Consider the following 6,198-nt stretch of genomic DNA (forward strand, 5'->3'; position numbering starts at 1 on the left):
CGGATTGTTGTCGGAAAGTCCCGAATTCGCCGACGCCTGTGCCGAAGCCGGCATTACCTTCATCGGGCCGAGGCCGGACACAATGCGGCGGCTCGGCAACAAGGTCGCGGCGCGCAATCTCGCCATCGAGGTCGGCGTGCCGGTGATCCCCGCCACCGATCCGTTGCCGGATGACATGGAGACGGTCAAGACACTAGCCAAGGAAATCGGCTATCCGGTGATGCTGAAGGCATCATGGGGCGGCGGCGGCCGCGGCATGCGGGCCATCCGCGCCGAAGCCGACCTTGCCCGTGAAGTCACCGAAGGCAAGCGCGAGGCGAAAGCCGCCTTCGGCAAGGACGAGGTCTATCTCGAAAAGCTGATCGAACGCGCCCGCCATGTCGAGGTGCAGGTGCTGGGCGATACCCATGGCAATGCCGTGCACCTGTTCGAGCGCGACTGTTCGATCCAGCGCCGCAACCAGAAGGTCGTCGAGCGGGCGCCGGCGCCCTATCTCGAAATGTCGCAGCGCGAGGAGCTTTGCGGCCATGCGCTCAAGATCGCCCGCGAGACCAGCTATATCGGCGCCGGCACGGTCGAGTTCCTGCAGGATGCCGACACCGGCAAATTCTATTTCATCGAGGTCAACCCGCGCATCCAGGTCGAGCACACCGTCACCGAGCAGGTGACCGGCATCGATATCGTCAAGGCGCAGATCCATATCCTCGACGGCTTTGCCATCGGCACACCGGAATCAGGCGTGCCGGCGCAGAAGGACATAAGGCTGAACGGCCACGCGCTGCAGTGCCGTATCACCACGGAAGATCCCGAGCACAATTTCATCCCCGATTACGGCCGCATCACCGCCTATCGCGGCGCGACGGGCTTCGGCATCCGCCTCGACGGCGGCACCGCTTATTCGGGCGCGGTCATCACCCGCTTCTACGATCCGCTGCTGGAGAAGGTGACGGCGTGGGCGCCGACGCCGGCCGAGACGATCGCCCGCATGAATCGGGCGCTGCGCGAGTTCCGCATCCGCGGCGTCGCCACCAATTTGACCTTCCTCGAAGCGATCATCAACCATCCGAGCTTCGCCGACAATTCCTACACGACCAAGTTCATCGACACGACGCCGGAACTGTTCCAGCAGGTCAAGCGCCAGGACCGCGCCACCAAGCTCATCAACTATCTCGCCGACGTCAGCGTCAACGGCCATCCCGAGACGCGCGGCCGGCCGCAGCCGAAGGCCGACGCCGCGGCACCCGTGGTGCCTTACCTCAACGGCAATGTGCCCGGCGGCAGCAAGCAGAAGCTGGATGTGCTGGGCCCGCAGAAGTTCGCCGCCTGGATGCGCGATCAGAAGGAGGTTCTGGTCACCGACACGACGATGCGCGATGGCCATCAATCGCTGCTGGCGACGCGCATGCGCACGCATGACATTGCCGGCATCGCCGGTGCCTATGCGCGTGCCTTGCCGCAGCTTCTATCGCTGGAATGCTGGGGTGGCGCCACCTTCGACGTCGCGATGCGCTTCCTCACCGAGGATCCGTGGGAGCGGCTGTCGCTGGTGCGCGAGGCGGCGCCCAATCTGCTGTTGCAGATGCTGCTGCGCGGTGCCAATGGCGTCGGCTACACCAACTATCCCGACAATGTCGTGCAGCATTTCGTCAAGCAGGCAGCAAGCGGTGGCATCGACCTGTTCCGGGTCTTCGATTGCCTGAACTGGGTCGACAACATGCGCGTCGCCATGGATGCGGTCGGAGCCGAGGGCAAGCTGATCGAAGCGGCGATCTGCTACACCGGCGATATCCTCGATCCGGCTCGGGCGAAATACGACCTCAAATACTATGTCGGCCTGGCCGGGGAATTGCAGGCGGCCGGCGCCCACATCATCGCCGTCAAGGACATGGCCGGCCTGCTGAAGCCTTCCGCAGCACGCGTGCTGTTCAAGGCGCTGCGCGAGGCGACCGACCTGCCGATCCATTTCCACACCCACGACACGTCGGGCCTGTCGGCGGCGACGGTGCTGGCGGCGGTGGAAAGCGGCGTCGACGCCATAGACGCGGCGATGGATGCCTTCTCCGGCAACACCTCGCAGCCATGCCTTGGCTCACTCGTCGAGGCGCTGAAGGGCACCGAACGCGACCCCGGTCTCGACCCGCAATGGATCAGGAAGATCTCGTTCTACTGGGAAGCGGTGCGCAACCAGTACGCCGCCTTCGAAAGCGACCTCAAGGGGCCGGCCTCGGAAGTCTATCTGCACGAGATGCCGGGCGGCCAGTTCACCAATCTGAAGGAACAGGCTCGCTCGCTCGGATTGGAGACGCGCTGGCACGAGGTGGCGCAGACCTATCACGACGTCAATCTGATGTTCGGCGACATCGTCAAGGTGACGCCGTCGTCCAAGGTCGTCGGCGACATGGCATTGATGATGGTCAGCCAGGACCTGACCGTTGCCGATGTCGAAAACCCGGATAGGGATATCGCCTTCCCGGATTCGGTCGTCTCGATGCTGCGCGGCGACCTCGGCCAGTCGCCAGGCGGGTGGCCGGTGGCGCTGCAGAGGAAGGCGCTCAAAGGCGACAAGCCGATCACGGTGCGGCCCGGCTCGCTGCTCAAGCCAGCCGACCTCAAGGCCAACCGCAAGGAAATCGAGGAGAAGCTCGAGCGCAAGCTGTCGGAATTCGAATTCGCCTCGTGGCTGATGTATCCGAAGGTGTTCACGGATTTCGCCGGCGCGCAGGAAACCTATGGGCCGGTCAGCGTGCTGCCGACGCCGACGTATTTCTACGGCATGAAGCCGGAAGACGAGATCTTCGTCGACATCGAGAAGGGCAAGACGCTGGTGGTGCGGTGCCTGGCCATCGGCGATGTCGACGAGAAGGGCATGGTCACCGTGTTCTTCGAGCTCAACGGCCAGCCGCGCCGTGTCAAGGTGCCCGACCGGGCGCATGGCGCGTCCGCCGCCAAGGCCCGCCGCAAGGCCGAACCCGGCAACGAGGCGCATGTCGGCGCACCGATGCCGGGCGTCGTTTCTGCGCTTTCGGTGGCTGCCGGCCAGGCTGTGAAGGCCGGTGACGTGCTGCTTTCCATCGAAGCGATGAAGATGGAGACGGCGCTGCATGCCGAGCGCGACGGCACGGTCGCCGAGGTGCTGGTCAAGGCAGGCGACCAGATCGATGCCAAGGATCTGCTGATCGCTTTCAGCTAATTGATACCTTCCTGGGGGATCGCTGTCCGCATCGTGGCGGCAGCGTCAGTTCGATCATCGATAACAGCTTGACCCGCCGCCGGCGGTCGGGCATCGAGCCCGCTCAATTCGCCGCTGCATGCATCCCGAGTCGCGGCGCAGAAACGATGTGGAGAAAAATATGGCCGACGATATCACCGATACCAGCCAGACTGTTGCCGCCGGCCAGCTGCGTGCCTTCATCGAGCGCATAGAGCGGCTCGAGGAAGAGAAGAAGACCATTTCCGACGACATCAAGGAAGTGTTCGCCGAGGCCAAGGGCACAGGCTTCGACACCAAGGCGATGCGCACGATCATCCGGCTGCGCAAGAAGGACCAGGCCGAGCGTCAGGAAGAGGAAACCATCCTCGATCTGTACAAGGCCGCACTCGGCATGGTGTAGAGACCGTCTGGAAATTCTACTCCGGCGGCCATCTGGTGGCGTTTTCTGCGCTTCCCTAGTTCTACTGCAATGCAGTAGAACTGAGCTCACGTACTTTAAGTACGCTCCGCTCCGGTTCTCGAAACCACCACCATATGACTCGCCGGAGCGAATTTCGAAACAGTCTCCGGCCGAGCATGATGCCGGAGCGAGCATCGAGCCATGAGCGAATTCGACTTCGGCGCCCGCCGCGCCTCTGAATTCCGCCAGCGCGGCTTCTGGACGCTGTTCGCCGAGCGGCATCCGGAAGAAAGGGCTCTGATGGCGAGGCGCGGACCCTGGTTCTGGCAGCGCGGGCTGCCCGATTTCGCCTTGGTCCTTTCCATGTATGTCGCGCCGGCGCAGAGCCAGGTCGGCGTCTTCTTCGGCCGCAACGAGAAGTTCGGCGCCACGCAAGCGTGGTCGCGGTTGAAACCGTTCCAGCCTGATATCGAAGCCCGGCTGAAGCTCAGGCCGGAACAGAGTTGCGAGGATCTCGGCATCAATTCGATGTGGCGGGTGAACTGCTATGCCGAGGACAACTGGCCAGCCATGGCCGACTGGCTGGTGACCGAATGTTCGCGTTTCGAGCGCGCGGTAACCGAAGTCCTGAGGCAGGGATAGACATCCGGTGTTGCCAGAGGGTATCGGCTCCTTTTTCCGCTCACGCTGGCAAGGCCAGGTGCCGCTCGACCGGCTGTTCTGGCGCGACCTTGTTCTTGTCGGCACGGCGCTCAACGTCGCATCTCTGGTGGCCGCGATCGTCCTGCTCGGACTGAAGCTGCCGCTGGCGCTGGTTCTGGCGGTGCATTTCGCACCGGTGCCCTACAACCTCTTTCTGACCTTTTCCGTATGGCGAACCACGGAAAAGGCCGGTGGCGCCAAGGCCTCACTGATGACGCTCGGCGCCACATTATGGCTGATCCTGACGGTCGTGGTCTGAGAGCGGACACGGGCGCCCACCGCGTTCGCCGGGTTCGGCCGGGGGGCAATGACAAGGGCGGCCGCAGCCGCCCTTTTCATTCATTCAATCGAATTTCGGTTCAGGCCGCCGGCTCGAATTTCAGCGCCACGCCGTTGATGCAATAGCGCAGGCCGGTCGGCGGCGGGCCGTCCTCGAAGACATGGCCGAGATGGCTGCCGCAGCGGGCGCAATGGCATTCGGTGCGAACCATGCCGTAGCTGCGGTCGACGGTGTTTTCGACCGAACCCGGCACCGGGTCGTTGAAGCTCGGCCAGCCGGTGCCGCTCTCGAACTTCAGCTTGGATTCAAACAAAGGCTGGTCGCAGCCGACGCAGGAAAAGGTGCCGGCGCGCTTCTCGTAGAGCAAAGCGCAACTTCCCGGCCGCTCGGTGCCGTGGCCGCGCATGACGGCATACTGCTCCGGCGTCAGCCGGGCGCGCCATTCGGCGTCGGTGCGGGTTACAGGGTAGGTGTGGGTGTCCATTCGATCTCCTCAGCCTTGCCGGCTCGCCACTACAGCGCCGCGCGCCCATCGGACGCGCAAAGGACGCTGTAGTACTTTGGTTTTGCGCATGATCCTTTCCGAACCGGAGGTTCGGGACCATGCGCGGATTGCAACCTCATATTCGCACCAAGATAGGCATTTGTTACGCGATTTGCCCGCATTTTCGATCGTGATCTTTATGCGATCGCCCTGAGATAGCGATCGACCGAAGCAGCGAACGCCGCTTTTGCGCCCCCGATGACATTCTGGTTCCACCATGCACCATAGATATGGTCGAACGCGAATGGCTCCAGTGCCGCCGCGATGCGGCGCACGGCCGCTGCATTGAGCGGAATGTAGTTCGGATAGCTGTACATGAAGCTGACATGGTGGCGCGTCGGCGTCACCTGCAAGATATCGCCGGCCAGCAAGACGTCGCCGACATCGCGTTTCCAGTGCAGCACCTGACCGCCGGCAAAGTGGCCGCCGCAGCGGATGAGCGTCAGCGAAGGGTTTATGGCCAGCGTCTCGCCTTCCCAACTGACGATCGCCTTGTGCGGTCGCATGATCCATTGGCGGTCGTCGGCATGGAGATAAATCGGCACGCCGCCAAACGCCTCGCTCCAACTGGCCATCACCGAATAATAGTGGCAGTGCGAGATGGCGATCGCCGCCAGGCCACCGCGGCGGTTGATCTCGGCCACCGCCTCGTCGCTGACCATCGAAACGCAGTCCCACAGCACGTTGCCGTGCGGCGTCTGCGCCAGCAGCGCCCGTTGGCCGATGGCGAAGCGCGGCTCGATGCCGAAGCCGAGAACGCCGGCATCGTCCTTCATAACAAGCCGGTGTCCTTCGGCAAGTTCCTCCGGCGTGATCCACGCTTGGCCCTCCCAGCGCACATATTGGCGCTCGTCCTCGCAGATCGGGCAATGTTCTGGCGGCGTCTCTGTCGCCGCGAACTGGACGCCGCATTGCAGGCAGAGGAAGCAGGTCATCGGATCTCCTGTCGGTCTTTCAGTGCTTTCTTGAAAGCTGCTTGGTCGCGCCCTCCAGCCCGGCCAGCGTCAGCGGGAACATGCGGCCGCCGAAAATGTCGCGGATCATCGCAACCGAATGGGTGT

6 protein-coding genes are annotated in these 6,198 nt (G+C 63.3%); 4 read left to right on the top strand and 2 right to left on the bottom strand.

Features of this window, described 5'->3' with window-relative positions; genetic code table 11:
• The 4 genes from pyc to EN879_RS20620 form a co-directional block, all read left to right on the top strand.
• Positions 1-3,190, top strand: a 3,190-nt coding sequence (gene pyc / locus EN879_RS20605) for a pyruvate carboxylase (RefSeq protein ID WP_127274212.1), incomplete at its 5' end; no start/stop codon positions are given.
• A gap of 160 nt (positions 3,191-3,350) precedes the next feature.
• A complete protein-coding gene (locus EN879_RS20610; protein ID WP_013529099.1) occupies positions 3,351-3,611 on the top strand; it encodes a DUF2312 domain-containing protein in 261 nt (86 codons plus the stop codon).
• 201 nt (positions 3,612-3,812) lie between these two features.
• The gene (locus EN879_RS20615; protein ID WP_013529100.1) at positions 3,813-4,253 is read left to right on the top strand and encodes a hypothetical protein; all 441 of its coding nucleotides are present in this window, start codon (positions 3,813-3,815) and stop codon (positions 4,251-4,253) included.
• 7 nt (positions 4,254-4,260) lie between these two features.
• Positions 4,261-4,572: a hypothetical protein gene (locus EN879_RS20620; RefSeq protein ID WP_024502896.1), complete on the top strand. Its 312-nt coding sequence runs from the start codon at positions 4,261-4,263 to the stop codon at positions 4,570-4,572.
• A gap of 100 nt (positions 4,573-4,672) precedes the next feature.
• Here EN879_RS20620 and msrB read toward each other — a convergent pair whose 3' ends face one another.
• Positions 4,673-5,077 (bottom strand): peptide-methionine (R)-S-oxide reductase MsrB, encoded by a 405-nt coding sequence (gene msrB / locus EN879_RS20625; RefSeq protein WP_013529102.1) that lies wholly within the window; start codon positions 5,075-5,077, stop codon positions 4,673-4,675.
• A 197-nt stretch (positions 5,078-5,274) separates the two neighbouring features.
• On the bottom strand, positions 5,275-6,072 hold the full coding sequence (locus EN879_RS20630) for a hypothetical protein (protein ID WP_063169211.1): 798 nt from the start codon (positions 6,070-6,072) through the stop codon (positions 5,275-5,277).
• Between the last annotated feature and the right edge of the window lie 126 nt (positions 6,073-6,198).

It is taken from the genome of Mesorhizobium sp. M7A.F.Ca.AU.002.02.1.1 (genome assembly GCF_003998535.1).
Taxonomy (GTDB): domain Bacteria; phylum Pseudomonadota; class Alphaproteobacteria; order Rhizobiales; family Rhizobiaceae; genus Mesorhizobium; species Mesorhizobium ciceri.